This window comes from Candidatus Epulonipiscium sp., assembly GCA_012519205.1.
Lineage (GTDB): Bacteria > Bacillota > Clostridia > Lachnospirales > Defluviitaleaceae > JAAYQR01.
In genome coordinates this window covers 1-25,713 of the sequence record JAAYQR010000011.1, presented here as the reverse complement: position 1 = coordinate 25,713, position 25,713 = coordinate 1, and the positions used below count along the sequence as shown (strand labels likewise).

The 25,713-nt window shown below is 35.2% G+C and carries 23 protein-coding genes and 1 other annotated feature; of the genes, 18 read left to right on the top strand and 5 right to left on the bottom strand.

Annotation, left to right across the window (positions count from 1 at the left end; translation table 11 throughout):
• Positions 1–46: 46 nt before the first annotated feature.
• The 11 genes from recJ to GX308_03180 all read left to right on the top strand — a co-directional run bounded on the left by recJ (position 47) and on the right by GX308_03180 (position 13,300).
• A complete protein-coding gene (recJ, locus tag GX308_03230) occupies positions 47–2,164 on the top strand; it encodes a single-stranded-DNA-specific exonuclease RecJ (protein ID NLK21105.1) in 2,118 nt (705 codons plus the stop codon).
• Positions 2,165–2,177: 13 nt separating this feature from the next.
• Positions 2,178–2,690, top strand: coding sequence for an adenine phosphoribosyltransferase (locus GX308_03225; GenBank protein NLK21104.1), 513 nt, complete (start codon positions 2,178–2,180; stop codon positions 2,688–2,690).
• Positions 2,691–2,984: 294 nt separating this feature from the next.
• Positions 2,985–5,222 (top strand): bifunctional (p)ppGpp synthetase/guanosine-3',5'-bis(diphosphate) 3'-pyrophosphohydrolase, encoded by a 2,238-nt coding sequence (locus GX308_03220; GenBank protein NLK21103.1) that lies wholly within the window; start codon positions 2,985–2,987, stop codon positions 5,220–5,222.
• Positions 5,223–5,265: 43 nt separating this feature from the next.
• Complete coding sequence (locus GX308_03215) at positions 5,266–5,910, top strand: MBL fold metallo-hydrolase (GenBank protein ID NLK21102.1); 645 nt, start codon at positions 5,266–5,268, stop codon at positions 5,908–5,910.
• A gap of 2 nt (positions 5,911–5,912) precedes the next feature.
• Positions 5,913–7,340 (top strand): coproporphyrinogen dehydrogenase HemZ, encoded by a 1,428-nt coding sequence (gene hemZ / locus GX308_03210; protein NLK21101.1) that lies wholly within the window; start codon positions 5,913–5,915, stop codon positions 7,338–7,340.
• A gap of 27 nt (positions 7,341–7,367) precedes the next feature.
• Positions 7,368–7,580: a binding site (T-box leader), on the top strand.
• 78 nt (positions 7,581–7,658) lie between these two features.
• Positions 7,659–8,918 (top strand): histidine--tRNA ligase, encoded by a 1,260-nt coding sequence (locus tag GX308_03205; GenBank protein NLK21100.1) that lies wholly within the window; start codon positions 7,659–7,661, stop codon positions 8,916–8,918.
• A 94-nt stretch (positions 8,919–9,012) separates the two neighbouring features.
• The gene (aspS, locus tag GX308_03200) at positions 9,013–10,794 is read left to right on the top strand and encodes an aspartate--tRNA ligase (GenBank protein NLK21099.1); all 1,782 of its coding nucleotides are present in this window, start codon (positions 9,013–9,015) and stop codon (positions 10,792–10,794) included.
• A gap of 133 nt (positions 10,795–10,927) precedes the next feature.
• Positions 10,928–11,569 carry a hypothetical protein gene (locus GX308_03195; GenBank protein NLK21098.1) on the top strand — a complete coding sequence of 214 codons (642 nt, stop codon included), beginning with the start codon at positions 10,928–10,930 and terminating at the stop codon, positions 11,567–11,569.
• A gap of 95 nt (positions 11,570–11,664) precedes the next feature.
• Positions 11,665–12,402 carry a tRNA threonylcarbamoyladenosine dehydratase gene (locus tag GX308_03190; GenBank protein ID NLK21097.1) on the top strand — a complete coding sequence of 246 codons (738 nt, stop codon included), beginning with the start codon at positions 11,665–11,667 and terminating at the stop codon, positions 12,400–12,402.
• A 15-nt stretch (positions 12,403–12,417) separates the two neighbouring features.
• A complete protein-coding gene (locus GX308_03185) occupies positions 12,418–12,858 on the top strand; it encodes a SoxR reducing system RseC family protein (GenBank protein ID NLK21096.1) in 441 nt (146 codons plus the stop codon).
• Positions 12,859–12,916: 58 nt separating this feature from the next.
• A complete protein-coding gene (locus GX308_03180) occupies positions 12,917–13,300 on the top strand; it encodes a hypothetical protein (protein ID NLK21095.1) in 384 nt (127 codons plus the stop codon).
• Here the strand turns inward: GX308_03180 and GX308_03175 are convergent.
• Positions 13,293–14,801: a hypothetical protein gene (locus tag GX308_03175; protein NLK21094.1), complete on the bottom strand. Its 1,509-nt coding sequence runs from the start codon at positions 14,799–14,801 to the stop codon at positions 13,293–13,295. The two genes, GX308_03180 and GX308_03175, sit on opposite strands and share 8 nt — an antisense overlap.
• Positions 14,802–14,945: 144 nt before the next feature.
• Positions 14,946–16,328 carry a hypothetical protein gene (locus tag GX308_03170; GenBank protein NLK21093.1) on the bottom strand — a complete coding sequence of 461 codons (1,383 nt, stop codon included), beginning with the start codon at positions 16,326–16,328 and terminating at the stop codon, positions 14,946–14,948.
• A 154-nt stretch (positions 16,329–16,482) separates the two neighbouring features.
• Between GX308_03170 and GX308_03165 the strand changes: the two genes are divergently transcribed.
• Positions 16,483–16,626: a hypothetical protein gene (locus tag GX308_03165; protein NLK21092.1), complete on the top strand. Its 144-nt coding sequence runs from the start codon at positions 16,483–16,485 to the stop codon at positions 16,624–16,626.
• The gene (locus GX308_03160) at positions 16,596–17,417 is read left to right on the top strand and encodes a hypothetical protein (GenBank protein ID NLK21091.1); all 822 of its coding nucleotides are present in this window, start codon (positions 16,596–16,598) and stop codon (positions 17,415–17,417) included. The genes GX308_03165 and GX308_03160 overlap by 31 nt, the downstream gene beginning before the upstream one ends.
• 31 nt (positions 17,418–17,448) lie before the next feature.
• On the opposite strand, the gene GX308_03155 is transcribed toward GX308_03160, so the two are convergent.
• Positions 17,449–18,177 (bottom strand): C40 family peptidase, encoded by a 729-nt coding sequence (locus GX308_03155; protein NLK21090.1) that lies wholly within the window; start codon positions 18,175–18,177, stop codon positions 17,449–17,451.
• A gap of 265 nt (positions 18,178–18,442) precedes the next feature.
• Between GX308_03155 and GX308_03150 the strand changes: the two genes are divergently transcribed.
• The 5 genes from GX308_03150 (at position 18,443) to GX308_03130 (ending at position 24,089) form a co-directional block, all read left to right on the top strand.
• A complete protein-coding gene (locus GX308_03150) occupies positions 18,443–19,957 on the top strand; it encodes a sodium/solute symporter (GenBank protein ID NLK21089.1) in 1,515 nt (504 codons plus the stop codon).
• Complete coding sequence (locus tag GX308_03145) at positions 19,944–21,236, top strand: phenylacetate--CoA ligase (protein NLK21088.1); 1,293 nt, start codon at positions 19,944–19,946, stop codon at positions 21,234–21,236. The genes GX308_03150 and GX308_03145 overlap by 14 nt, the downstream gene beginning before the upstream one ends.
• Before the next feature lie 108 nt (positions 21,237–21,344).
• The gene (gene iorA / locus GX308_03140; protein NLK21087.1) at positions 21,345–23,069 is read left to right on the top strand and encodes an indolepyruvate ferredoxin oxidoreductase subunit alpha; all 1,725 of its coding nucleotides are present in this window, start codon (positions 21,345–21,347) and stop codon (positions 23,067–23,069) included.
• Between the two features lies 1 nt (position 23,070).
• Positions 23,071–23,643 carry an indolepyruvate oxidoreductase subunit beta gene (locus GX308_03135; protein NLK21086.1) on the top strand — a complete coding sequence of 191 codons (573 nt, stop codon included), beginning with the start codon at positions 23,071–23,073 and terminating at the stop codon, positions 23,641–23,643.
• A 17-nt stretch (positions 23,644–23,660) separates the two neighbouring features.
• Positions 23,661–24,089, top strand: a complete 429-nt coding sequence (locus tag GX308_03130; GenBank protein NLK21085.1) for an ACT domain-containing protein — start codon at positions 23,661–23,663, stop codon at positions 24,087–24,089.
• Positions 24,090–24,125: 36 nt separating this feature from the next.
• Here GX308_03130 and GX308_03125 read toward each other — a convergent pair whose 3' ends face one another.
• Complete coding sequence (locus GX308_03125) at positions 24,126–24,542, bottom strand: threonine/serine exporter (GenBank protein ID NLK21084.1); 417 nt, start codon at positions 24,540–24,542, stop codon at positions 24,126–24,128.
• On the bottom strand, positions 24,539–25,309 hold the full coding sequence (locus GX308_03120) for a threonine/serine exporter family protein (GenBank protein NLK21083.1): 771 nt from the start codon (positions 25,307–25,309) through the stop codon (positions 24,539–24,541). Before GX308_03120 ends, GX308_03125 begins: the two co-directional genes overlap by 4 nt.
• Positions 25,310–25,713 lie beyond the last annotated feature (404 nt).

The following is a 25,713-nucleotide window of genomic DNA, read 5'->3' as shown; positions in this document are numbered from 1 at the left end:
TTTTAGTACTTCGTTATAATAAAAATTATAATCATGGAGGGATAAAATGATTAAACCGAAAAAGTTATGGATACATAAACCTGATTTTAAAGGAAAAATCCATGTAGCAGATAATCTTCCGGTATCACAGTTGATAGCTAAAATTTTGATGAATAGGGGAATTAAGAATCCCCATGATATGATTTCTTTTTTGAATCCAGATTATTCCGGGCTACACGATTCTTTTTTATTAAAAGATATGGAAATGGCTGTAAAAAGGATTTTAAATGCGATAGAAACAAATCAAAGGATAACCATCTATGGAGATTACGATGTAGATGGAATCACCAGTACATCGATTCTTTTTTTATTCCTAAAAGAAAATAATGGCAATGTAGATTACTATATACCTGATCGTATTGAAGAAGGATATGGACTTAATATAGAGGCGCTTAAGAAAATAAGGAATACAGGGACGGACTTGGTTATTACGGTTGATACGGGAATTGCCGCAGCCAATGAAGTAGAGTTTGCAAAAAAAATAGGACTAGATATTATTATCACTGACCACCATGAATGTCAGGAGAAAATTCCAGAAGCCTATGCAGTTATTGACCCAAAGCAAAGCAAATGCAATTATCCTTTTAAATCCTTAGCTGGGGTAGGAGTAGCTTTTAAATTAATACAAGCCTTAGCAACAGCTCTTAGGATTGAAGAAAGCATATGGAAGTACATGGAGATTGTTGCCTTAGGAACTGTAGCCGATGTAGTACCTTTAATCGATGAAAATCGTATATTTGTAAAAAAAGGATTTGAAAATATACCTAATACATGGAATGTTGGGCTTAGGGCTCTTCTAAAGATAGCTGGGTATAAAACTGGAGTTATAACCACAGGACTTATAGGTTTTGGGGTAGCCCCAAGACTTAATGCCGCAGGGAGAATGGGAGATGCAAAAAGGGGGATAGAGCTTTTTATAACGGAAAATGAAGAAAGGGCAATAGCTATTGCAGAGGAGTTAAATGAGGAAAATAAGAATAGGCAACTAATGGAGCAAGGTATTATAGAAGAGGCAATAGAACTTATTGAAAGGGACTTGGATATGGATAAGACTAGGGTGATAGTCATTGCCTCAAAAAACTGGCACCATGGGGTAATAGGCATATCAGCCTCTAGGATTATGGAAAAATACTACAGACCTACTATCTTAATGTGTATAGAAGATGGTGTTGCAAAAGGTTCTGCTAGAAGTATAGAAGGATTTAATATATTTGAGGCCTTAAGTGAAAGCAGTAAGTTTCTAACAAAATTTGGTGGTCATGAGATGGCATCGGGACTATCTATGGAAGAAGAAAATATAGATAACTTTAGAATTTTTATTAATCAATATGCAAACGATAAAATGGATAAAAAGACCTTAACACCTAAATTATACTTGGATGAGATTATAAATATATCTGATATTGATTTGGGTGTTATTTCGGAGCTAGAAAAGATGGAACCCTTTGGAGCGGGCAATCCACAGCCCTTATTTTCTTTTGAAAGCACTATTTACAATACACGGCCTGTGGGAAAAGAAAATAAACATTTAAAGATAACTTTTGGGGATTCGAATAAACATATAGATGCCATAGGTTTTGGATTTGGAAATTATATAGATAGGCTATCTAGTGGACAAAGAATATCTACAGCAGTTTCCCTCGAAAAAAACGAATGGAACAATACTATAAAACCCCAATTATATATTAGAGATTTAAAAAGCCCAAAGGAAGAGGAAATAGCCTTTAAGAACTATATCTCATTGTATAATTCTATAAAGAATCTAGATGGAGGAAACCCCGAAGACACATTTAACAAAACCTCTAAAATTTGCTATACTATAAAAGAAAACATTCCAATAAGAGCGGATTTTGCAGCTTTATATAGATATCTAAGGCTCTTAGAGAGTTTGAATCTTAACGCAGTCTATCTAGATACCCTTATAAGGGAATGCGGTAAGACGATAAATACTAATGCATTTAAGATACTCATATGTATGGACATCTTTATGGAGTTGGATTTGCTGCAGTATAGATTTAAGGATGATAGGATTATTTTTAAAAACCTTTCCAATGAAAAGGTACATTTAGAAGAATCAAAAATATTACAGGAAATTATCAAGCTAAGTAATATACCTAAAGGGTAGAGGGGGAAGTAAGATGGATTTAAAATTTTTAGTTAGAGATGTACTCGATTTTCCAAAGGAAGGGATTTTATTTAAAGATATCACGACTGTTTTACAAGACTCTGCGGGACTAAAAGATTCCATTGACCAGATGGGGGACAGGCTTAAGGGGGTTGATTTTGATTTAATTATCGGCCCAGAGTCAAGGGGATTTATTTTCGGGGTACCCTTAGCATATAATATGGATAAGGGGTTCATCCCTATTCGCAAAAAAGGTAAATTACCTTATAAAACCATAGGAAAAGAATATGCCTTAGAATATGGCACTGCAACCATAGAAATGCATATTGATGCTATTAAGCCTGGACAAAAGGTAGTTATAGTAGATGACTTATTAGCAACTGGGGGAACCTCTAGGGCTATTATTGATTTAATCGAAGGCGTTGGAGGAGAAATAGTAAAACTTGTATACCTAATAGAATTAGAATCCCTAAAGGGCCGTCAAATCTTAGAGGGTTATAATGTGGAATCAATAATAAAATATTAAAATTAAAACACTTTCTGCTTATTAAGTAGAAAGTGTTTTTGCAATAATAATCAAGTGGAAAATAGTATGGAACAACTAAAAGAAATTTCTAAGGAACTTCAAAAAAGTATAGAGATTTTTACAGGATAATAACTTATTTATTTAAGTACTTTTAAGGGTGTACTCTTTTGCAATTCTGTTTTAAAGAACAGGATTAACAAGAAAAATCACACCCTTTTTGTGATATTCTTGCATTTGTAATTGATAATGATTATAATAAAGTAAAAAGTTTTAGATTATGAATGGGGGAGCATTATGCCCGATCAAGCTATTTATCAAAAGTTAATATCTACAGTTAAGTCTTATCACCCCTCAGATGATTTTTCTATGGTTGAGCGGGCTTATTTGTTTGCTAAAGAAGCACACAAAAATCAATATCGTAAATCAGGGGAACCATATATCATCCATCCTTTAGAAGTGGCAGTTATCCTAGCTGAACTAGAGTTAGACATAGAATCCATAACTGCGGGTATCCTTCATGATATTATAGAAGATACGGAATATACCTTCGAAGAGATAACAAAACTTTTTAGTGAAGAAATTGCAAGATTAGTAGAAGGGGTAACTAAGTTAGGAAAGATAAATTTTACTACTAATAATAAGGAACTGCAAAAGGAAGAAATCCAGGCAGAAAACTATAGAAAAATGTTTCTTGCAATGGCTCAGGACATTAGGGTTATATTAATAAAGCTCGCTGATAGACTTCATAATATGAGGACTCTTCGCTTTATGACCCCAGAAAAACAAAAGGAAAAGGCCAATGAAACCCTTCATATCTATGCCCCCCTAGCCCATAGGCTGGGAATTTCTAAAGTAAAAGTCGAATTAGATGATTTGGCCCTTAGGTATATGGAACCGGATGCTTACTACGATTTAGTAGAAAAAATAGCAAGACGTAGAATAGAACGAATAGAATATGTAGAAAGAATTATTGAAGAGGTAAAAAAGAAGCTAAATGAAGTAGGGATAAAGGCATCAGTTGAAGGAAGACCTAAGCACTTTTTTAGTATTTATAAAAAAATGGTAGGCCAAAATAAGACCTTAGACCAGATTTTTGACTTGTTCGCAATCCGTGCTATTGTTGAATCTGTAAAGGATTGTTATGGGGTTTTAGGAACAGTTCATGAGATGTACAAGCCTATACCCGGTAGGTTTAAGGATTATATAGCCATGCCTAAGCCTAATATGTACCAATCCCTCCATACCAGTCTTATAGGACCGGAGGGTGAACCTTTCGAAGTACAGATTAGAACATTGGAAATGCACCGTATAGCAGAATATGGTATAGCAGCCCATTGGAAATACAAAGAAGGTAAAAAGGGAATAAAAAATCAAGATAAACCCCAAGATAAAACCGAAGAAAAATTAGCTTGGCTTAGGCAAATTTTAGAGTGGCAAAGGGAAATGTCCGATAACAAAGAATTCATGGATGCCCTTAGGATGGACTTAGATGTATTTAATGATCAAGTTTATGCCTTTACACCTAAGGGAGATGTAATGAGCCTTCCCCTAGGTTCTACACCAATAGACTTTGCTTATTCCATTCATAGTGCTGTAGGAAATAAAATGGTGGGAGCAAAGATAAATGGAAAAATAGTTACATTCGATTATCAAGTTAAAAATGGAGATAGAATAGAAATCATAACCTCTCAAAATTCTAGAGGTCCCAGTAGAGATTGGTTAAAACTTGTAAAAAGCTCTCAAGCAAGGAACAAGATTAATCAATGGTTTAAGAAGCAATTCAAGGATGAAAACATTGTCCGAGGCAAAGATATGCTTGAAAAAGATGCAAAGAAAAAGGGACTTAATTTAAATGATTTATTGAAGCCTGAATGGATAGCACCCGTACTAAGAAAATATGGCTTTCAAGATTGGGATGCTGTCTGTGCGGCAGTAGGTCATGGAGGAATTAAAGAGGGTCAAATTATCCATAGAATAAATGAGGAATATCAAAAAGAACAAAGAAAGAATATAACTGAAGAAAATATTTTAGTACCTCAAGAAGATAATAAAAAAACATACAAAAAATCAAAGAGCGGCATAATAGTAAGAGGTGTAGGGGATGTTGCCGTTCGGTTTTCTAAATGCTGTAATCCCGTGCCCGGGGATGAGATAATTGGTTTTGTAACAAGAGGAAGAGGGGTCTCTATCCATAGGACAGACTGTATTAATATGATTAACCTAGATGATGAAGAAAGAAACCGCTTAATAGATGCCGAGTGGTATGCGTCGGAACAGGATACTAAAAACAGGACTTATCAAACCGAAGTTAAAATTATCGGGGAAGATAGGATGGGGATGATAATAGATATTTCTAAAATCCTTACAGAAGAAAAAATACCCGTTAAAGCTTTAAATGCAAGAACAAATAAAGAACATGAGGCAGTCTTTAATATAACTATGGAAATAAGAGGGGTACAGCAACTTGAGATTGTTACCAAAAAAATCAGAAACATCCCTGGAGTAAATGATATTATTAGGGTAACTACCTAATCCTTTTAAAGAGTGATAAAATCTTCTAGTAAGGAGAAAAAATATGATTATAAAAATGATACCCGTAGGAATGATGGGGGTTAACTGCTATATTGTGGGAGATAAACTTACAAAAAAAGGAGCAGTAATAGACCCTGGAGCAGAAGGCAGTAAAATAATAGAAGAAATAAAAAAGGAAGATATAAATGTAGAATATATCCTCTTAACCCATGGGCATTTTGACCATATAGGAGCAGTAAAGAAGGTGAAGGAATTTACTAAAGCTAAAGTGATTATTCATGAGGAAGGGAAAGCTTATTTAAATAACCCAGACCTTAATCTTTCAGGAGTAATTGCCCATAAGGGCTTTACTGAAGAGGCCGATGAAACCGTAATTAACGGAGAAAAGATAAATATTGGGAACCTAGAATTTGAAATAATCCATACACCGGGTCATACTTTAGATGGGTTAAATTATTACGAAAAAAACAATAGGGTTTTATTTTCGGGAGATAATTTATTTAGAGAATCTATTGGAAGAACTGATTTTCCCAAAGGGGATATGCACTCTTTGATTACCACCATTAAAGAAAGACTTTTTAATCTGCCTGAAGATGTAGTCGTTTATCCGGGACATGGAGAAATGACTACTATCGGATATGAAAAATCATACAATCCATATACTAGTGGAAGTGGATGGGATGAATAGTAATGATTAGATTTGAATTAATAGGTCATAATTATGGATATGAAATAGAGCATATAATAAAATCTTATGAACCCCATATAAAGGATGTCCGTATCAGAAGTATTTTAAAAGATAACATATGTAGAGCTGAGATTTATCGTAGTAATAAACTACTGACCTTTAAGGAATACAAAATTTCAACCAATAGAAAAGAGCAAAAACAGTACTTAATCCGTGTACTTTATCACACCCTTCGGGATTTCACTAAACAAGAAATGCCCTGGGGTATTTTAATAGGTATAAGGCCAACAAAGATTATTCATGAAATGTTAAAACAAAAAATGCCCTGGGAAGATATTGAGAATCGGTTGTTAGAGTTTTATAACATTAGAGAAGATAAAGTTGATCTTATGATAGAAGTAGCAAAAAAAGAAAAAGGAATTTTGGAAAAAAACAAAGAAGGAGAAATAAGTATATATATAGGTATTCCTTTTTGTCCCTCTAAATGTCTTTATTGTTCCTTTACCTCCTATGCCATTGAAAATAGAACAAATCAAGTTGAAGGGTACATTGATACCTTGGAAAAAGAAATAATTTTTGGAGGAAAATACAGTAGGCAAAAGCCTGTAAGAAGTATTTATATCGGTGGGGGAACTCCGACATCGCTAAATGAGGTGCAATTTGAAAGGCTCTTAAGAATGGTTAATAATAATTTTGATATTAAAAATATCGAGGAATTCACGGTAGAGGCCGGAAGACCAGACACGATTACTAAAAAAAAGTTAGAACTACTAAAGGAGTACAATGTAAATCGAATTTCAATTAATCCTCAAACGATGCATAATGCTACATTAAAGCGAATTGGTAGAAACCATACTACCGATGATATAATAGAAACATTTCATTTAGCAAGAAAAATGGGACATAATAATATTAATATGGATCTTATTATAGGTCTTCCTGGTGAAAAAATTGGCGAGGTATCCACAACTATTGAAGAAATTAAAAAATTAAATCCCGACAGCATTACAGTTCATACGATGGCTATCAAAAGGGCATCTAGGTTAAGAGAAACCCTAGACTCTTATAATCTTACAGCTGCCGAGGAAATAGAAAAAATGATAGCCGTAACGAGTAAGGGGGTCAGAGATATGAATATGAGCCCTTATTACCTCTATAGACAAAAAAACATGCTGGGGAACTTTGAAAATGTAGGTTATTCAAGAATGGGGAAAGAGTCAGTTTATAATGTAGAAATCATGGAAGAAAAGCAAACTATTCTTGCACTAGGGGCAGGAGCGATAACAAAGGTAGTAAATAATAAAACAAACAAAATAGAACGGATACCTAATGTTAAGAATGTAGAAGAATATATAAACAGGGTAGAGGAAATGATTATTAGGAAGAAAGCTGGATTTAAAAACCTTGACAATAAATTTTATAATGAATAAAATATTAATAATCATAAATAGAATAATTATAAAACGTTAAGAGGAAAAGTAGAATATTTATTTCTTTTACAGAAAAAAAGACCTAGGCTGAGAGTCTTTAAAAGAAGGTATATTTGAAAGACATCCTTAAGTGACAATCTGAACTATAGTAGGATTGAACGGCTCGTTCCCGTTATAAAACGAAAAAGAGGAATTATCATTCAAACAGGGTGGCACCGCGGAAAAGCTTCCGTCCCTGACAACTATTGTCATGGACGGAAGCTTTTTATTGCAAACAATGCAGTATAGCTAAATTTATAAGGCAAAAGGAGGAAGGATATGTTAACAAAGGCTCCCAGAGGAACCAAAGACTTTTTCGGCGATGAAATAAAGGCATGGCAGGAAGCAGAAAACAATATTAGAAATTTATGCAGTGATTTCGGATATCAAGAAATCAGAACCCCTATATTTGAACATACAGAGCTTTTCCAAAGGGGTGTAGGAGAAACAACGGATATAGTACAAAAAGAAATGTACAGTTTTCAGGATAAAAAGGGTCGCAACATTACCCTAAAGCCTGAAGGAACAGCAGGGGCGGTAAGGTCATACCTAGAGCAGAAGATGTATGCGAATGCCCAACCTACAAGACTGTATTATATTACCCCAGCTTTTAGGTACGAAAAACCCCAAGCGGGACGAATGAGACAGTTCCACCAATTCGGGATTGAAATGTTGGGAGCAGAATCTCCGACCGCTGATGTCGAGGTTATTACTGTTGCTGCAGAACTCTTAGCCCGTATGGGTATATCTAAAGTAAAACTCCATATAAACAGTTTAGGAGGCCCAAGTTGTCGTAAGAACTATAATGAAAAATTAAGGACATATCTTGGGGAAAATCTAAATACCCTTTGTAGTACCTGCCAAGAAAGATTTGAAAAAAACCCCCTAAGGGTTCTAGATTGCAAAAATGAAACCTGTAAACAAATAGTATCTAAAGCTCCAACAGTATTAGAGACTTTAGGAGAAGAATGCAGAGGCCATTTTGAAACGGTTAAAAGCCTACTTCATGAAATAGGTATCGAATATACCGTAGATCCTGGTATTGTAAGAGGGCTAGACTATTATACAAGAACGGTATTTGAGTTTATTTCTACAGATATAGGGGCGCAAGGGACAATCTGTGGGGGAGGGAGATACAACAATCTAGTAGAAGAACTAGGAGGCTCTCCCACCCCGGCAGTTGGATTTGCTGTGGGACTTGAAAGACTTATGATGGTTATTGAAGCTGAAAACGGAAAAAAGGATTACCTACAGAAAAAAGATATATTTATAGGTTCCATAGGTGATGTGGCTAAACTTAAAGCCCACAGCTTAGTGTATAAACTTCGAAAAGAGGGAATCTCAGCTGAAGCAGATCATTTTAATAAAAGTGTTAAGGCCCAAATGAAATATGCGGATAAAATAGGAGCAAAATACTCTATGATTCTTGGGGATGATGAGATAAATACGGGGAAAGCAGTTATTAAAAACATGCAAACAAAAGAACAAATAGAAGTAGAGATTTCGAATATAGTAAGCATTCTTGTATCATTGCTATGAAAACAATAGCGGTTGTGTTATAGAGATGTGAATATTTTAAGTAGGAGCGATTTTCACGCTAACCTGTAATATTGAATTGATTAGGAGGATATGTATGGGAGAATCAATGGTAGGTCTAAAGAGAACCCACTACTGTACCCAAGTAAAAGAAAATTTTATTGGCGAAGAAGTAGTAGTAATGGGGTGGGTACAAAAAAGAAGAAATTTAGGCAGTTTAATATTTATAGATTTAAGAGATAGAAGTGGAATTTTACAAGTTGTTTTTGATGAAAACGATATAAACGAAGAGGGCTTTAGAAAGGCAGAAACCCTAAGAAGTGAATTTGTAATAGGAGTAAGGGGGAAGGTTCGTAAAAGGGAGAGCATTAATCCTAATATAGAAACGGGATATGTAGAAATTATAGCAACAGAACTTCTTATACTTTCCGAAGCAGAAACTCCACCCTTTGCCATAGAAGAAAATAGCTCAGTAAAAGAGGATCTTCGTCTTAGATATCGGTATCTGGACCTTAGGAGACCCGATTTACAAAAAAATCTTATGCTTAGGCATAGGGTCGCACAATCTGTAAGGACTTTTTTAGACAATGAAGGTTTTCTAGAAATAGAAACCCCTATGCTTGCTAGGAGCACTCCGGAAGGAGCAAGGGATTACTTAGTACCAAGCCGTATTCATCAAGGAGATTTCTACGCCCTTCCACAATCTCCACAAACTTTTAAGCAACTTTTAATGGTGTCAGGTTTTGATAGGTATTTCCAAATTGTAAAATGTTTTAGGGATGAGGACTTAAGAGCTGATAGACAGCCTGAGTTTACACAAATTGATATGGAATTATCCTTTGTGCAAGTGGAGGATGTTATAGATATTAATGAAAGACTTCTCAAAAAGGTATTTAAGGATGCTATAGGGATAGACATTCCATTGCCCATTCCAAGGTTGACTTATCAAAAAGCTATGGATAGATTTGGTAGTGATAAACCTGATATCCGTTTTGGTATTGAGCTTACGGATATTTCTGAAGTGGTTAAAGATAGCGGTTTTAAAGTATTTGAAGGAGCAATCCAAAATGGCGGGAGCGTGAGGGGAATAAATGCCAAGGGTTGTGGAAACTTCCCAAGAAAGCAGGTAGATTCCTTAGTTGAGGTAGGGAAAACCTATGGAGCAAAGGGAATAGCATGGATTTCCCTTGGAGAAGATGGAAACCTTAAGTCAAGTTTTACAAAATTTCTGTCAGAAGATACTACCAAGGCTATTTTAGAGATTATGGATGCAGAAAATGGAGATCTCTTATTGTTTTGTGCAGATAAAAATTCAGTTGTATATGATGCCTTGGGAAATCTTCGTTTAGAAGTAGCAAAACGCTTGGAACTTACGGAAAAAGGTGATTTTAACTTTGTATGGATAACTGAGTTCCCACTTCTTGAGTGGGATGAAGAAGAAAAAAGATTTGTGGCTAAGCATCATCCATTTACAATGCCAATGGATGAAGATATTAAACTTTTAGATACAGACCCAGGCAAGGTACGGGCAAAGGCCTATGATATCTGCCTTAACGGGGTGGAATTAGGTGGAGGAAGTATCCGCATCAATCAAACAGATATTCAGGAGAAGATGTTTTCTGTCCTAGGATTTACTAAAGAGGCGGCTTATAAGAACTTCGGATTCTTACTTAATGCATTCAAATACGGAGTACCACCTCATGGAGGATTAGCCTACGGCCTTGATAGAATGGTTATGCTTATGGCTGAGGAAGACAGTATCAGAGATGTAATAGCCTTCCCTAAGGTAAAGGATGCCTCTTGTCCAATGACAGAAGCGCCGGGAAAGGTTTCCGAGAAACAATTGGATGAATTGGGATTAAAGGTTGATTTGAAATAAAAATGATTCTCTCATAGAGAGAATCATTTTTATATTTTTTTATATGAAGCAGACTTTTTCATTGGAATGAAGTATATATAGATAAAGGATTACACGACAACAAAAAAGTGTGGCAATATAGGAGGAGTAAAGTATGAGTAATAAAAAGAATAGGACATTAATCGGAATTATTATAGTGGTGATAGGGTTGTTTTCTTTAGTAAATCAGTGGATTCGTCTGCCATTTATTAATGCAAATAACTTATTGCTATTATTTGTGGCCACGGCATTGATTTTGCTCTATTACACAAAAAAAGAAACTTGGGCATTGGTAGTAGGAACAATCACTGGTTTTTTTGGCATCTTAGGGGTCTTTCCTAACATTCACATTAATACAGCTACATTTATAGCACCTTCAGTCTTTATTATGCCGGGAATCATTTTTATGGTCTTGTATTTTTCAAAAAGGAATATAGGGCTTTTGGTTCCTGCTTCGATTTTGATTTGGTTTGGCATATTTGTCTTTTTAATAATAAGTGGAATAGCGCGTGGAATGATGGTTCCTGCAGTATTTTTTGGAAGTATGGGGGCATCATTTGTATCAATGTATATTTTAGGATATCCTAAAATAGGAAAATGGCCTCTTATTCCTGGAGGAATATTGCTCTTATTTGGTTTTATGTTTTTTGCCGGTGTTTCTGCAGGTTTTATTGTAAGATTTATGCCAAAATTAATCCCCGTTATCTTAATATTTATCGGTCTTTTCATAGTGGTAAAAGGTAGAAAATCTCAATAAGTCTATAATTGACAAAGAAACATTGAAATAGTAGAATAAAATTAGGGGCGGACATTGTTCGCCCATAATTTTTTTAATGAGTAAGGAGACAAGATATGCTACATCCATTTTCAAGAACCGAGCTTCTTTTAGGACAGGGAGCAATGGAAAAATTGTATAAGAGTAAGGTTGCCGTATTTGGTGTAGGGGGAGTAGGAAGTTACGTAGTAGAAGGTTTAGCCCGTTCGGGTATTGGTAAATTTATTCTAGTAGACAACGATACGGTTTGTATTACTAATATCAACCGTCAACTCCATGCCACTACTAAAACCGTGGGTCAACCTAAGGTAGAAGTAATGAAAAATCGTATATTAGAAATAAATCCTAAAGTAGAAGTAATAACTCATCAAACCTTTTTTCTCCCGGAAACTTCTGATAAGATTATCGATGAAGATTGTGATTATATAGTAGATGCCATCGATACAGTAACCGGGAAAATAGAATTGGTACTTCAGGCAAAAAAAAGAAATATACCGATTATAAGTTGTTTGGGAGCAGGAAATAAGCTAGACCCCACAAGATTTGAAGTGGATGATATATATAATACCTCTATCTGTCCCTTGGCAAAGATAATGCGAAAAGAATTAAGAGGCAGGGGAATCGATACTTTAAAGGTGGTATATTCAAAGGAATCTCCTATCATGCCGAAAGAAGACGATGAATTAGCCCTTAGGGATTCACATCAAAATCCTATAAGTAAAAGGCGAATTCCAGGAAGTGTTTCTTTTGTCCCGTCTGTTGCGGGGTTGATTATTGCCGGTGAAGTCCTTAAAGATTTGATTTCTAATAGATAGTAAAGGCGGTATGGTATGAAAGAATTAGAAAAAGGAGAAATCGGAAAAGTAATTGATGTACGGGAAAAGTTCATTAGTGTAAGCATGATAAGAAATGAGGCTTGCCAAAAATGTGGTGCCTGCACCCATGGATATAAAGCCGAGGAAATGATATTAGAGGCTGATAATTTGTGTAGTGCAAAGATAGGGGATTGGGTAGAAATTGATTTGGAGTATTCGGACTTTCTTAAGGCTACATTTATTATGTATGGAATACCTTTGATGTCATTGTTTATTGGCTTTTTCCTAGGGTATTATGGTTCCATATATTTGGGTTACGAAAACATACAAGAACCCGCAGGGATAGTCAGTGGTTTTATATTTATGGCTATTTCTTATCTATGGATTCGTTTAAGAGAAAAAAGATGGCAAAGCCAAAATTATCGTCCGGCAGCAGTGAAAATTGTAAAAAAATAATATGAAAAGTAAGCAAACCTCCTTTTTTTTCATATAATGAAGAAAGGAGGTTGTATTTATGAGAAAAAGATCGGTATATTACTATTTAAGAGGATATAATTGTACCCAATGCATTATAAAGGCTGCAGAAGAACGTTATAATTTGGACATCCCTAAGGAGTGTTATGATTTATGCAAAGGTTTAAATGTTGGATTAGGCATTGGCGGCACTTGTAACCTTATTTCTGCCGCTACCATGGTTTTTGGATTGCTCTTTGATGAAAGAACTGTAAGGAGGTTGAGGATTCGCTTTATTGACACATTTCAAAGTAATTATAAGGCAGTTAATTGCAGCCAGCTAAGAAAACTAAGAGATTGTCAAAATAACTGCAGTTATATAATAGGTGAGGCGGCATACCTAATAGAAAAACTTATTGAAAATGAAGAAAAGGCTCTTAATTAGTATGTTCTTCTTCGAAATTGAACAATCTTTTTAAAAGTGATGTCTTATTTCGCTTGGTTTCATTGTTTTCATCGGTTGTAATAATAAGCGGGGCTTTTCTAAGCTCTAGTTCTTGTTTTAATATATTTATACCCTTTTTTTGGGCAACAATTTTTTCTTCTAATACTTTTATATCATCATCTCTTTCTTTAAGTTTTTTCTCTAAGCTTTTGGTTCTTTCCTTTAAGGCTAAAAGCTCATTTTTTTGACCTTCTTCAGATTTGCGAAATTCATATGTAGTTTGCGAAAAATCTTGATTTTTTACTTTAAGAGTATACTTTAACTGGGCTATTTGGCTATCTTTTTCCCTTAATTGTTTTTTACATAGATAAACCTCTTCGTAAACTTGGCTAAGATGAAATTTTATTTCATTTAGATAAGTATCAACCTTTTCAGTAACGGGAACAAAGGTTTCTTCAAATTGCATCGAATTTCCTCTTAAGGCTGGGAAAATATCAGGAATAATGAGGAATTTTATCTGGTCTTGTGAATAAATATATATTTCATTTGCACACAGGTGTTTTTTTTCATTATGAAAATTACTTTGATAGTGGGTTTTAATAGGTATTTCTTGAGAATCACTAAGGTGAATAGAAGGGCTCGAAAAGCTATTACCAAAATCCGTTGAATAACTGCTATATAGTTTTCCATCCCATACCCAAGCAGCCCATAAATGATTATCCATCATAAATAAGGAGCAGGAAGAGATATTTGGCTTTTCAAATAACCTTTGGGGTTCTTTCCATTCCAACCCATGCTGAGGTCTATAAAATAAAGTAGAATAATGTTTTTCCTGTTTTATATAAAGGCTATGGATAGTATTGTTATTTAATAATATTGAGTTATCAGTATAGGAAATACTACTAATAGCAAAGGAATAAAATTCGCTCCAACTCCCAGTTTCTATAGGTTGCTTTTTATATCCTAATTGGCAATTATTTTGACCTTTTTGATAAAAAAGAAATATATTGTCGACAGAATCCTTATATACCGAGAAAGGTCGATTTTCGAGGGGTTTAATGTAGTCTATAAGGGAAGGTGCATTCCATTGGGCGTTTTTAATGGATACCTGCTGTACTAAGGCATGGCGGGAGGGATTATTGGGGTCTTTTAGATTATAAAACAAAGAAAGATTATCTCCTTGAATAATAGCATCAAAATGAAGGGAATCTAAAAAGCCGGTTTTACTATATAAAAGTATCTGAGATACCCATTTATCTGGAGAATGCTGATATAAAAGGATATTTCCTGAAGTATCTTGACAAAACAAGTAAATCATATCTTTATTATCTAGATATACCGAAAAATTTTTGGTTCCTTCCTTGAAAATTATTTGTTTTTTAGACCAACTATCGTAGGTATAAGTCATACAACATATGCCATCGATAAAATCATGGAAAAAAGCCCAAAGGATACCCTTATTTTGTTTTACAACATAGTAATTTACTCTTTCTTTAATCATTTTGTATCTTCCTTCCTAGGTAGCGGGGCCTGTTCGAACTATTTTTATTTAGGGCGAACAGAGTTCGCCCGCTTCCCCAAATATACTTTGATATTTAATTATATTCTGTTTACTGGAATAATAGTACAACCTATTCTTTGACAGTTATATTTTTTTATCAAGCTTAGTATCTTCATCTTTTGTAGGCATAGGGGACATTTCTTCTTCATCTATTATTTCAGTTGTATCCACTTCTTTTTTTAGCTCGATGGACTTTTCTAGCTGTTTGGCTCTTTTCTTATAGAATTCTATCTCACTTTTGGACTGATTGTATAAATTCCTCCATTTCTTTCCTTCATCCTGTATTTTTGTAGCAAGGTCTGCCAGTTCATTATATTTATCTGTAATTTCTAATTGAATCTGATTTAGATATTCCAATTGTTCTTTAAGGGTTGCGTTTTCTTCCTCCAATTTTGTTTTTGAAACTGAAATCTTTAATTGATTTTTAATATTATTAAGGTATAGTTTAAGTTCCGTATTAGGAGATATATTAGAATGAATTCCATCCATATCCATACTATTTAAAACAGCAAACTTAGGAATGGGACTGCTTATACCATAAAGCTGATTGCAAATAAGGGATGATTCTAGTCCATGGCAGATGCTAAGGGAATGCAGTGATATATCAGAGTCCTGCATGGAGGTATGAATAGGTGCCGAAAAGCTAACACCTCCGTCTACTGATAAGATAGCCTTGCATATATTATTTTCAATCCAGTTTATCCATAGCGAATCTCGGTATACTAAAAAAACAGGTTGAAAGGGGTAACCACAGGAATATAACAGCTCCGATTTAGACCATTCTCTGTTCATATACTTATATAGTAACTGATACTGACCATATTGTTCTTGGATATAGATTAAGTGATATAGACCTTTTGCATCAACAGTTAATTTACAATAAGTAATAGGAAATGCTGAAGTAACGGGAGTAAAAAGATGTTCCCATTGTCCTTTGTTATTGCCTAGGGAATTAACGTTGATACTAAAATCCTGCTCATCCTTATTAATCATGGTCAGGATGAGGGTCTTTTTATGTTTGATTAAATCATAATTAAGATTACGGCTATAAAGAGTTCCTAGGGTTTGGGGAGTGGAAAGCGGTTCCTTTATTACATGATGAATAAGTTCAGGAGTTTGCTCAGAAGGATGATCCGCGTAATAAAATAAATGAATCTGATTATTTAGAGCTAAGGCTGATAGGTTGCTTATTTTAAATTCATTATTGGAATCATCTAAAACAATATCCTTTAGTATCTTGTCAGAGGATTGTCTAAGATGTAGAATCTGATTTCTATTATTTTTGGCTATAACATGAAAGTCATCATTTTCGTCAAAAAGCGCGGTATATTCATAGGAACCATTTGATAGTAAAAGATTTGGCCGGGATACTTTTTCCTCCATGAAAGTTTGATAATATAAGCCATTTCTTGGGCTATAATCGACTACCACTAAACCTTGATTTGAAAGTTTCAAAAAACAAGACATAAGTGACCTCCTAAAAATTCCTTATCAAGTAATATATATTCTAAAGAAGTCTATTTATGATATAAGAAGAAAAAATATAATGTTAATAGTAACCAAATCGACAATTTTCACATAGTATATTATTGAAATTAAATTTAATTAGGAGGGAAAGTTTATGGCATGTTGTGGTAAAAATCAAACAAAAGGTAAAATATTGCAAAGACCTACAGCAGGGGAATGCCCGGTATGTAAGCCGATAGATATTAATCCGGCAGAAGATGCTTGTGTATGCCACCACTCGGAGAACCTAGACTATTAACTGTTGCAGCGCCGGTTGTATTTGACGAATGTGGAATTAATATTTGTAGAGTTGTTGACAACCTAGAAGACTTATTCCCCGATGTAAACTTTGAAGGTGTATCAGGTATCGAACTTCGGGTTATCGATATTGATTTCAACTTTGATGAAGAAGATGGCTCTAGCGTAACACCATTAGCAAGAAGACCAAATTGTGCAAGGGTTTTCTTGACAGAAATAGATGTTACCTTTGAAGCTAAGCTAATAGGAAATAACTGTCAGATAATTGATAATCAATGCTTTACCATACAATATCTACCCGGTGATGACCAAGATCCTTATTTCGATGATGATACTAACCCAATCTCTGTTGCTGTTGACATGTATACCCCTTATGGAGTTTCCTATGGGCAAAATGGAGACTGTGTACCAGTGGTTAATTTCTTAGGATTCATGGAAAATGGAGATGATGGCAATAATGCACTTCGTCAAGGTCTTGTTGCTCAGGCGCTAGGTAAAGTGGTTAATCTTGATATTGATTCTCTAACTGCAGCCATAGGGCTTACTATTTATCTTAAGGCTATCTATTATGTACAATATAAAATACCTCATAAGGGCCTATGTGTTCCACCGAAATGTATTCCTGTTGAAGTTGAAGCAGAAAATGCTTGCCTTGACTTTGTTGAAGGAAATCTTCTTGAACAAAGCATTCAACCTCTTGAAGTTTGCTGCAAACCTCAATCTTTTAAACCTGGCTTTAAAGGGGTAGATGATCCAACCCCATCAGAAGATTGTGCGAAGAAAAGATGCTAAATAAGAAAAGGAACGGGTTATACCGTTCCTTTTAGTGATTGACTACCGATACTGCCTTTACATAGCATTTTTGATAATATGCCTGCGATAGGTTATCAATTTTTACTCCCTTTGATGTAGTGGCATGGATGAAGCGATTATTGCCTATATACAGACCAACATGGGAAATCTTACCGCTATTTTTGCCAGAAGTATCAAAGAAAATCAAATCTGCAGGACTTAAATCTCCTTTCTCGATGGATTTTCCATCTTTTATTTGATCGTGGGAATTTCGATGTAAAGAGATATCAAAGTTATCCATAATGGCCTGAGTAAAGCCAGAACAATCCACACCATCTCTTAGACTTTGTCCCCCATAGCGATAGGGGGTACCTATAAATTGTTTTGCATAACTTACAATTTCTCTTCTTAGTAGATCTTCACTAGTGGGAGAGATTGTCTCAGGCAATAGTTCAAGTTTGTATCCTTCTATGTACATTGAATAGATCCATGCATTTTCATTTCTATGTCTTATTTGATACCATTTGCCGCATTTTCCCGTGATTATTAGAATATCATGGTAATTAACTCTTCCTAAGATATTAGAATATGTATCGGGATATTGTCTGATATTAATTCCATCTTGGGTTACCATTCCCCAGGTAAATCGCATATAGGAATTAGGGTCATGGGGTTTTGCATGTAACAGGGGGTAATTTAGAAATAATACCATCAAAAGGGCAAGAAGACCATTTGTCTTTAATCGACTTAGCTTTTTCATAATATCCTCCTATAATAAGTTAGCAAAAATACCACTTATTTCTTTATTATGAATAGATTCTTTCAAAAGTATTCCAATATGCATAAAAAAGTTTAAAATTAATGCATGAATCTTCTCATAAATCATATTTTTATTGAAAAGTGTTGATAATGATTGATTATGCAATTAAATAAATGATATTATAAGAGTGTAAATTGTAGATTGAATATTTATTTCACTTAGTGTATAAATATAAATAAGAATTTTGTTACCAAGGAGGACGGGTATGCATATTATATTTTTAGTGTTGTATATAATGACAATTATAGGAATAGGCATAATGAGTCGAAAAAAGGTAAAAGGGATTGATGGTTTTTTTCTGGGTAATAGGAATGTTCCCCCATGGATGAGTGCATTTTCATACGGGACAGCCTATTTTTCAGCAGTTATATTCATAGGATATGCGGGAAAGATAGGATGGAGTTCGGGTATCTCAACCTTATGGATTGTGGTTGGAAATACCGTAGTAGGAAGCTTTTTAGCGTGGCAAATATTAGGTAGAAAAACAAGAGAAATGACCCAGCGGCTTAATGTGTCTACAATGCCCCAGTTTATTGAAGTACGCTACCAAAGCAAGGCTTTAAAAATAGTGACTGCTGCCATTGTCTTTATATTTCTAGTTCCTTATTCTGCTTCTGTTTATAAAGGATTAAGTTATTTGTTCGAAGAATTATTTGGAATGTCAACAGTTACAGCTATTCTTATTATGAGCATTTTAACAGCTATATATTTGTTTCTTGGAGGATTTGTGGCAGCTACGATTGCCGATTTTATTCAAGGAATTATTATGATAATTGGTGTTATATTAATGTTATTTTTCATAATTAACAATCCGACAGTTGGGGGAGTTGCTAATGCTTTTGAAAAATTAAGAAGTATTGATTCTAATCTTATGAATCCTATTAATCCCCCGGGAGGAATAGGAACAATACTGTCCCTAGTTATTCTTACCAGTTTAGGTAGTTGGGGACTTCCACAGATGGTACATAAGTTTTATACTATAAAGGACGAAAAATCCATTGTATCGGCAAAATGGGTTTCCACGGGATTTGCTCTACTTGTTGCCTTTGGGGCATATTTTACAGGGGTCTTGAGTAGATTATTCTTCCCCAATGTTATGCCTATGGTAGATGGGGTTGCAAATCCAGATATGATTATTCCGCAAGTATTTGCTAATACCCTACCGAATTTTGTATCTGCTATTATATTGATTTTGATTTTATCGGCTTCTATGTCTACCTTAGCCTCTTTGGTTCTAGCATCCAGCTCTGCGGTAGCTTTGGATTTAATAGAGGGAGCCTTATTTCCTAAGATTAATAAAAACAAGTTAATGATTATTATGAAATTCTTATGCGTTCTTTTTGTAGTACTTTCTTTTATTATAGCCATTACACCAAATCATGTCTTATCTTTAGCTGCTCTTTCTTGGGGAGTTGTATCGGGGTGTTTGCTTGCTCCGTACTTATTAGGATTGTATTGGGAAAAGGTAACGAAAACAGGAGTTTGGGCAGGAATTATAACAGCTATTGTGTTGGTAGTTGGAGGGGCGCTTATAACTAATATGGATCCTAGTCTTACTCCGCTACTCAGCTGCTTAGGGATTATAGTTCCCTTGGTGATAGTTCCCGTCGTAAGTCTTGTAACGAAAAAATATGAAGAAAGCCATTTAAATCTTATTTTTAATAAGAATAAAATAAATCTCTTGAAAAAAGAAAGGATGGCAACAGATGATTTGGTCTAGGGAAGAAACGCTAGGAAGAGAGAAGATGGAAGAAATCCAGATAAAAAGACTTAAAAATACCATAAAAAGAGTATATGATAAGGTTCCTTTTTATAGACAAAGGCTGGATGAAATAGGAATTACCCCTGAAGATATTCATTCTTTAGAAGAGCTTAAAAAAATACCTTTTACGGAGAAAGAAGATTTAAGGGAACATTATCCTTTTGGATTGTTTGCCGTACCAAAAAAAGAATTGGTAAGAGTCCATGGTTCTTCGGGTACGACGGGAAAGCCCACTGTTGTAGGCTATACAAGAAATGATTTGAATATGTGGACAGAACTTACGGCCCGAATGGCAGCTACTGCAGGGGCAACCGATGAAGATGTAGCACAAATTGCCTTTGGATATGGATTGTTTACTGGGGCTTTTGGGCTTCATTATGGACTTGAAAAAATAGGAGCCATGGTTGTACCTATGTCTTCCGGAAATACCGAAAAACAGATTATGCTTATGAAAGATTTTGAAACAACACTTCTTGTCAGTACCCCATCCTATGCACTTCATATAGCAGAAGTAGCTGAGCAAATGGGAATTGACCCAGTTACTGATTTGAAAATAGGATTGGGCCTATTTGGTGGAGAAGGTCATACGGAAGAAATGAGAAGACAATTAGAAAAAAAATGGGGAATGATAGCTACAGAAAATTATGGAATGAGTGAGCTAATAGGCCCTGGGGTTTCGGGAGAATGTCAATACAAATGCGGAATGCATATTGCAGAAGACCATTTCATTGCCGAAATAATAGATCCTGTTACTGAGGAAGTATTACCCTTAGGAAAGAAAGGGGAACTGGTTATAACCACAATTACAAAAGAAGCCCTTCCCCTTCTTAGATATAGGACAAAGGATATTACATATCTGATTGAAGAAAAATGTGAATGCGGAAGAACCCTTATTAGGATGGCAAAGGTTCAAGGTAGAAGTGATGACATGTTAATCATAAGAGGAGTAAATATTTTTCCGTCGCAAATAGAAAGCGTTTTGGTGGGTATGGAAGAAATAGGTCCTCATTATGAAATAATTGTAAAGAAAAAAGGATATATGGATACCTTAGAGTTAAATGTTGAGCTAATTGATGGACGACTTTTAGAAAGATACAGCAAATTACAGGCACTTAAAGATAAAATCAGCCATAACCTTAGGACGGTCTTAGGAATTGATGCCAAAATAAATCTTGTAGAACCAAAAACCCTAAAAAGATTCGAGGGTAAAGCAAAGAGAGTTATAGACCTGCGTTAGATGCACTTTGTTTCATTCGAAATGACATGTCTTGGCTTATATGATATGTGAGCCTATATTCTCACTAGTGTAATACTATAAAAAGCGACAACTTTACGGAGGGATTATATGAAAAAACTAATATTAGGAAATGAGGCCATAGCCAGGGGGGCCTATGAAGCCGGGGTAAAAGTAGCAACAGCATATCCGGGAACCCCTAGTACTGAAATAACCGAATTTATTGCCAAATACGATGAAATTTATGCAGAATGGTCTCCCAATGAAAAGGTGGCAATGGAAGTAGCCATAGGGGCCTCCATGGGGGGAGCCAGGGCCATGGTTTCCATGAAGCACGTAGGAGTAAATGTGGCTGCAGACCCCCTATTTACTGTAGCTTATACGGGGGTAAATGGGGGATTAGTAGTTTTAGTAGCTGATGATCCGGGAATGCATAGTTCCCAAAATGAGCAAGATAGCCGCCATTATGCAAGAGCTGCCCATATTCCGATGCTTGAGCCTTCTAATAGTCAGGAAGCAAAGGACTATGTCAAGCTAGCATTTGAACTTAGTGAACAATATGATACACCTATTTTTGTTCGTATGACAACCCGCATTTCCCATGCGCAAAGCATTGTGGAATTTGGTGAAAGACAAAACATAGAATTAAAGCCATATGAAAAAAACATACAAAAGAATGTTATGATGCCGGGAATGGCAATAAAAAGACATGTAGTAGTTGAAAATAGAATGAATAAGATGGCTGCAGATGCTAATGAATTTGATATTAATAAAGTGGAATGGGCTGACAAAAAAATTGGGGTTATTACCAGTGGTATAGCTTATCAGTATACAAAAGAAGCTCTACCAGAAGCTTCGGTACTAAAACTGGGGCTGGTACATCCCTTACCCAAAAAGTTAATTAAAGATTTTGCTAAGGAAGTAGAAACCCTTTATATTGTAGAGGAATTAGAACCAATCATAGAAGATCAAGTAAAAAGCTGGGGAATATCTATCATAGGAAAAGAAGTGTTCTCAGTTCAGGGAGAATTGTCCCCAAGAAAAATACAAAAAGCAGTTTTAAACACAGAAAAAAATATCAAAGCCCCAGAAAAACTTCCGGGACGTCCACCTGTACTATGTCCAGGATGCCCCCACAGAGGAATGTATTATGTTCTAAAAAAACTAAAACTTAATGCTACAGGAGATATTGGCTGTTATACCTTGGGGGCCCTTCCACCACTAGAAGGAATTGATACCTGTGTTTGTATGGGGGCTAGTATAGGTATGGCCCATGGGATGGAAAAAGCAAGAGGAAGAGAATTCTCTAAGAATTGGGTTGGAATTATTGGAGATTCCACATTTATTCATTCAGGAATCACAGGATTGATTGATATAGTATATAACAAGGGAATGTCCACAGTTATCATTTTAGATAACTCAACCACAGGAATGACAGGGCACCAAGATAATCCAGCGACGGGAAGAACTATCAAAGGGGAAGCAGCGCCTATTCTAAACTTAGTAGAATTATCTAGAGCTGTAGGAATCAAAAATGTAAGGGTAGTGGATCCATTTGACTTAAAAGAAGTAGAAACCGTATTAAAAGAAGAAACAAATAGAGATGAACCATCTGTTATAATTGCTAGTAGGCCCTGTGCATTATTAATCAAAACAAGGGAACCAGCATATAAGATTAACGATAATTGTATACAATGTGGATTATGTTTAAGATTAGGTTGCCCTGCAATTGAAAAACAGGATGGTAAGATTGTTATAAACGATGCTCTTTGTAATGGATGTGGGCTTTGTACAAGAGTTTGTAAAACTGCTGCAATCGTAAAGGAAGGTGAGTAGAATGAACACAAGAAATATACTAATCGTGGGGGTTGGGGGACAAGGTACCCTTTTGACCAGCAGAATAATAGGGGATGTAGCAATAAACAAAGGCTATGATGTTAAAATGTCTGAAGTCCATGGAATGGCCCAAAGAGGAGGCAGTGTTGTCACCCATGTGAAATATGGAAATGAGGTATATTCACCTTTAGTTGAAGAAGGCTGTGCTGATATACTCTTAGCTTTTGAAAAATTAGAGGCTCTACGGTGGATTCATTATCTAAAAGAAGATGGGATTGCCATAGTAAATGAGCAGGAAATAAACCCCATGCCAGTTATTACGGGAGCAGCAAAATACCCTGATAATACCATAGAAAGAATAAAAGAGGCTTGTAAAGACACCTATGTTGTTGATGCCCTTAAGATAGCAAAAGAATTAGGCAATATGAGGGTATTAAATACGGTGCTTCTTGGAATGCTAGCAAAGCACCTAGGACTTCCAGAAGAAGAATGGAATGCAGCAATCGAAAGAACTGTGCCCCCTAAAACCATAGAAATAAATAAAAAGGCATTTTTAACTGGCTACCAATTATAAAGAATGGAGGGCTTTCTATGTTAATGAAACAAATCTCTGTATTTGTTCAAAACCAAAAAGGCAGGCTGGCGAAGATTACTAGAATACTTACAGAAAATGGAGTAAATATAAGTGGAACATGTCTAGCTGACACTACTGAATTTGGAATACTTAGGATGGTAGTGGATAAACCGAACAAAGCCCTAGAAGTAATAAAAGAAGCCGGATTTACAGTCAATACTACGGAAATATTTGCAGTAGCTGTACCCCATACCCCCGGCGGATTAAATGAAGTATTAAACTTTTTAGATGAAGAAGACATAGGAATAGAATATCTATATTCCTTTACCCACAAAACCATCCACGAGGCATTGATTTTATTTTGTGTGGATGATCCAAAGAAGGCAATAGAAGTATTGCAGGAAAAAGGAATCAAAGTACTAAATCAAGAAGAAGTTTTTTCCTAGTTAAGCTAAAGTAGGGCGGGTTTTTATACCCGCCCATTATTTTTTTGATATTGATGGAAACGATGAAGTAAATATAATAGCAATAGCAATAACTCCAGCCACCTGTAATGTCTGTGCCCCATAAAATGCCGCATCCTCGAAATTTTGAGAAAGCATAGAATAAACTGTTCTATACATCCCTGCTCCAGGGACAAGGGGAATGATTCCTGATATTAAAAAGATAGTAACGGGAACTTTTCTTACCTTAGAAAAAAATTTAGATAATATACTTATTGTAAGAGAGCTAATGAAGCTAGATAATACTACAGAACTGCTAAATCCTAAAAAACTAAGATATATAACCCATCCTATAGCTCCGATGACCCCACAGTATAAAAGTTCTTTTTTCGAGATATTAAATAATATTCCAAAGAAAAAGGTGGCAAAGAATGTGCTTATAGTTTGGACAATCATATAACACCTCCTTGTAATACAAACCATATTTTAAGAGCTACCCCAACCCCTACTGCTATGGATACGGCAATAAAGAAAGCTTCTACACCTCTAGAAACGCCAGATAGCAAATCTCCCTCAATAGTATCCCGTATAGCATTAGTAATGGCTACTCCGGGAACGAGGGGCATGATAGAGCCTATAATAATTTGATCTAAATTTACCTGAAAGATAAATAAGGTTGATATAAGAGCTAATACTCCGATTAGGCATCCGCCTATTAAATCAACTAAGAATCTAGAGGCCTTTGCCTTGTTAAAATATAACTGCATAATTCCTAAACAAATCCCTATGGCAAATGAAACAAGAAAATCTATTAGAGTTCCTCCAAATACAAGAGTAAAAAATGAAGAAGCAAGCCCGGTTGCTCCGATAATAATATGGGATGGGTAGGGAGGGGTTTTATCTATTACATTTAGTTCATTTATTGCATGGGTAAGGGAAATTTTCCCTTCTACAAATTTTCTAGATAAATCATTTACTAAAGTTACTTTATCAAGGCGGATAGAGCGGTATTTGATTCTTTTAACGAGGGTTGTCATTTCTATAGATTTGTCGTCAATGGTAGCAAAGATACCTGTAGGGGTTACAAATGCTTCTATAACATCTAAATTATAAACAGAAAGAATCCTATGAATAGTATCTTCTACCCGGTAAGTCTCCGCACCACTTCTTAACATAATTTCCCCTGCCTGCATGGCAAATCTTAGCAACATTTTATGTTTCATAGCAGTACTCCTTTTTACTGAGCATTAATAATAAACTTTTTGATTATAGCAATGTCGTAAGTAATGCTTAGATGGTTTTTAAAATGCTTATAAATAATCTATATAGTATATACGGTTGGTACTGATATCAATCAATAATATTATACATTAACAATATAAAATTATAAATACTGGGGGGATACTTATTTGCTTGTCATTCTAAGGGCGGTGAAGAATCCTAGAAGATAAAAGTTCAAATTGACGAATAATTAAATATTATATATAGTACTATATATAATTGGCTCTGTTAACTTAGTATGAAAGAAATGAGATCTGAAAGGCCTCTGGTAGGTTTAAAAAAGGAAAAAAACCTACAAATGGAAACGACTATGTGTAAGATAACACGAAAAAAAGATACGTGCAAG

Coding starts and splice junctions, on each gene's coding strand:
- recJ (NLK21105.1), top strand. CDS start 47: ATGATTAAACCGAAAAAGTTATGGATACATAAACCTGATTTTAAAGGA.
- GX308_03225 (NLK21104.1), top strand. CDS start 2,178: ATGGATTTAAAATTTTTAGTTAGAGATGTACTCGATTTTCCAAAGGAA.
- GX308_03220 (NLK21103.1), top strand. CDS start 2,985: ATGCCCGATCAAGCTATTTATCAAAAGTTAATATCTACAGTTAAGTCT.
- GX308_03215 (NLK21102.1), top strand. CDS start 5,266: ATGATTATAAAAATGATACCCGTAGGAATGATGGGGGTTAACTGCTAT.
- hemZ (NLK21101.1), top strand. CDS start 5,913: ATGATTAGATTTGAATTAATAGGTCATAATTATGGATATGAAATAGAG.
- GX308_03205 (NLK21100.1), top strand. CDS start 7,659: ATGTTAACAAAGGCTCCCAGAGGAACCAAAGACTTTTTCGGCGATGAA.
- aspS (NLK21099.1), top strand. CDS start 9,013: ATGGGAGAATCAATGGTAGGTCTAAAGAGAACCCACTACTGTACCCAA.
- GX308_03195 (NLK21098.1), top strand. CDS start 10,928: ATGAGTAATAAAAAGAATAGGACATTAATCGGAATTATTATAGTGGTG.
- GX308_03190 (NLK21097.1), top strand. CDS start 11,665: ATGCTACATCCATTTTCAAGAACCGAGCTTCTTTTAGGACAGGGAGCA.
- GX308_03185 (NLK21096.1), top strand. CDS start 12,418: ATGAAAGAATTAGAAAAAGGAGAAATCGGAAAAGTAATTGATGTACGG.
- GX308_03180 (NLK21095.1), top strand. CDS start 12,917: ATGAGAAAAAGATCGGTATATTACTATTTAAGAGGATATAATTGTACC.
- GX308_03175 (NLK21094.1), bottom strand. CDS start 14,801: ATGATTAAAGAAAGAGTAAATTACTATGTTGTAAAACAAAATAAGGGT.
- GX308_03170 (NLK21093.1), bottom strand. CDS start 16,328: ATGTCTTGTTTTTTGAAACTTTCAAATCAAGGTTTAGTGGTAGTCGAT.
- GX308_03165 (NLK21092.1), top strand. CDS start 16,483: ATGGCATGTTGTGGTAAAAATCAAACAAAAGGTAAAATATTGCAAAGA.
- GX308_03160 (NLK21091.1), top strand. CDS start 16,596: ATGCCACCACTCGGAGAACCTAGACTATTAACTGTTGCAGCGCCGGTT.
- GX308_03155 (NLK21090.1), bottom strand. CDS start 18,177: ATGAAAAAGCTAAGTCGATTAAAGACAAATGGTCTTCTTGCCCTTTTG.
- GX308_03150 (NLK21089.1), top strand. CDS start 18,443: ATGCATATTATATTTTTAGTGTTGTATATAATGACAATTATAGGAATA.
- GX308_03145 (NLK21088.1), top strand. CDS start 19,944: ATGATTTGGTCTAGGGAAGAAACGCTAGGAAGAGAGAAGATGGAAGAA.
- iorA (NLK21087.1), top strand. CDS start 21,345: ATGAAAAAACTAATATTAGGAAATGAGGCCATAGCCAGGGGGGCCTAT.
- GX308_03135 (NLK21086.1), top strand. CDS start 23,071: ATGAACACAAGAAATATACTAATCGTGGGGGTTGGGGGACAAGGTACC.
- GX308_03130 (NLK21085.1), top strand. CDS start 23,661: ATGTTAATGAAACAAATCTCTGTATTTGTTCAAAACCAAAAAGGCAGG.
- GX308_03125 (NLK21084.1), bottom strand. CDS start 24,542: ATGATTGTCCAAACTATAAGCACATTCTTTGCCACCTTTTTCTTTGGA.
- GX308_03120 (NLK21083.1), bottom strand. CDS start 25,309: ATGAAACATAAAATGTTGCTAAGATTTGCCATGCAGGCAGGGGAAATT.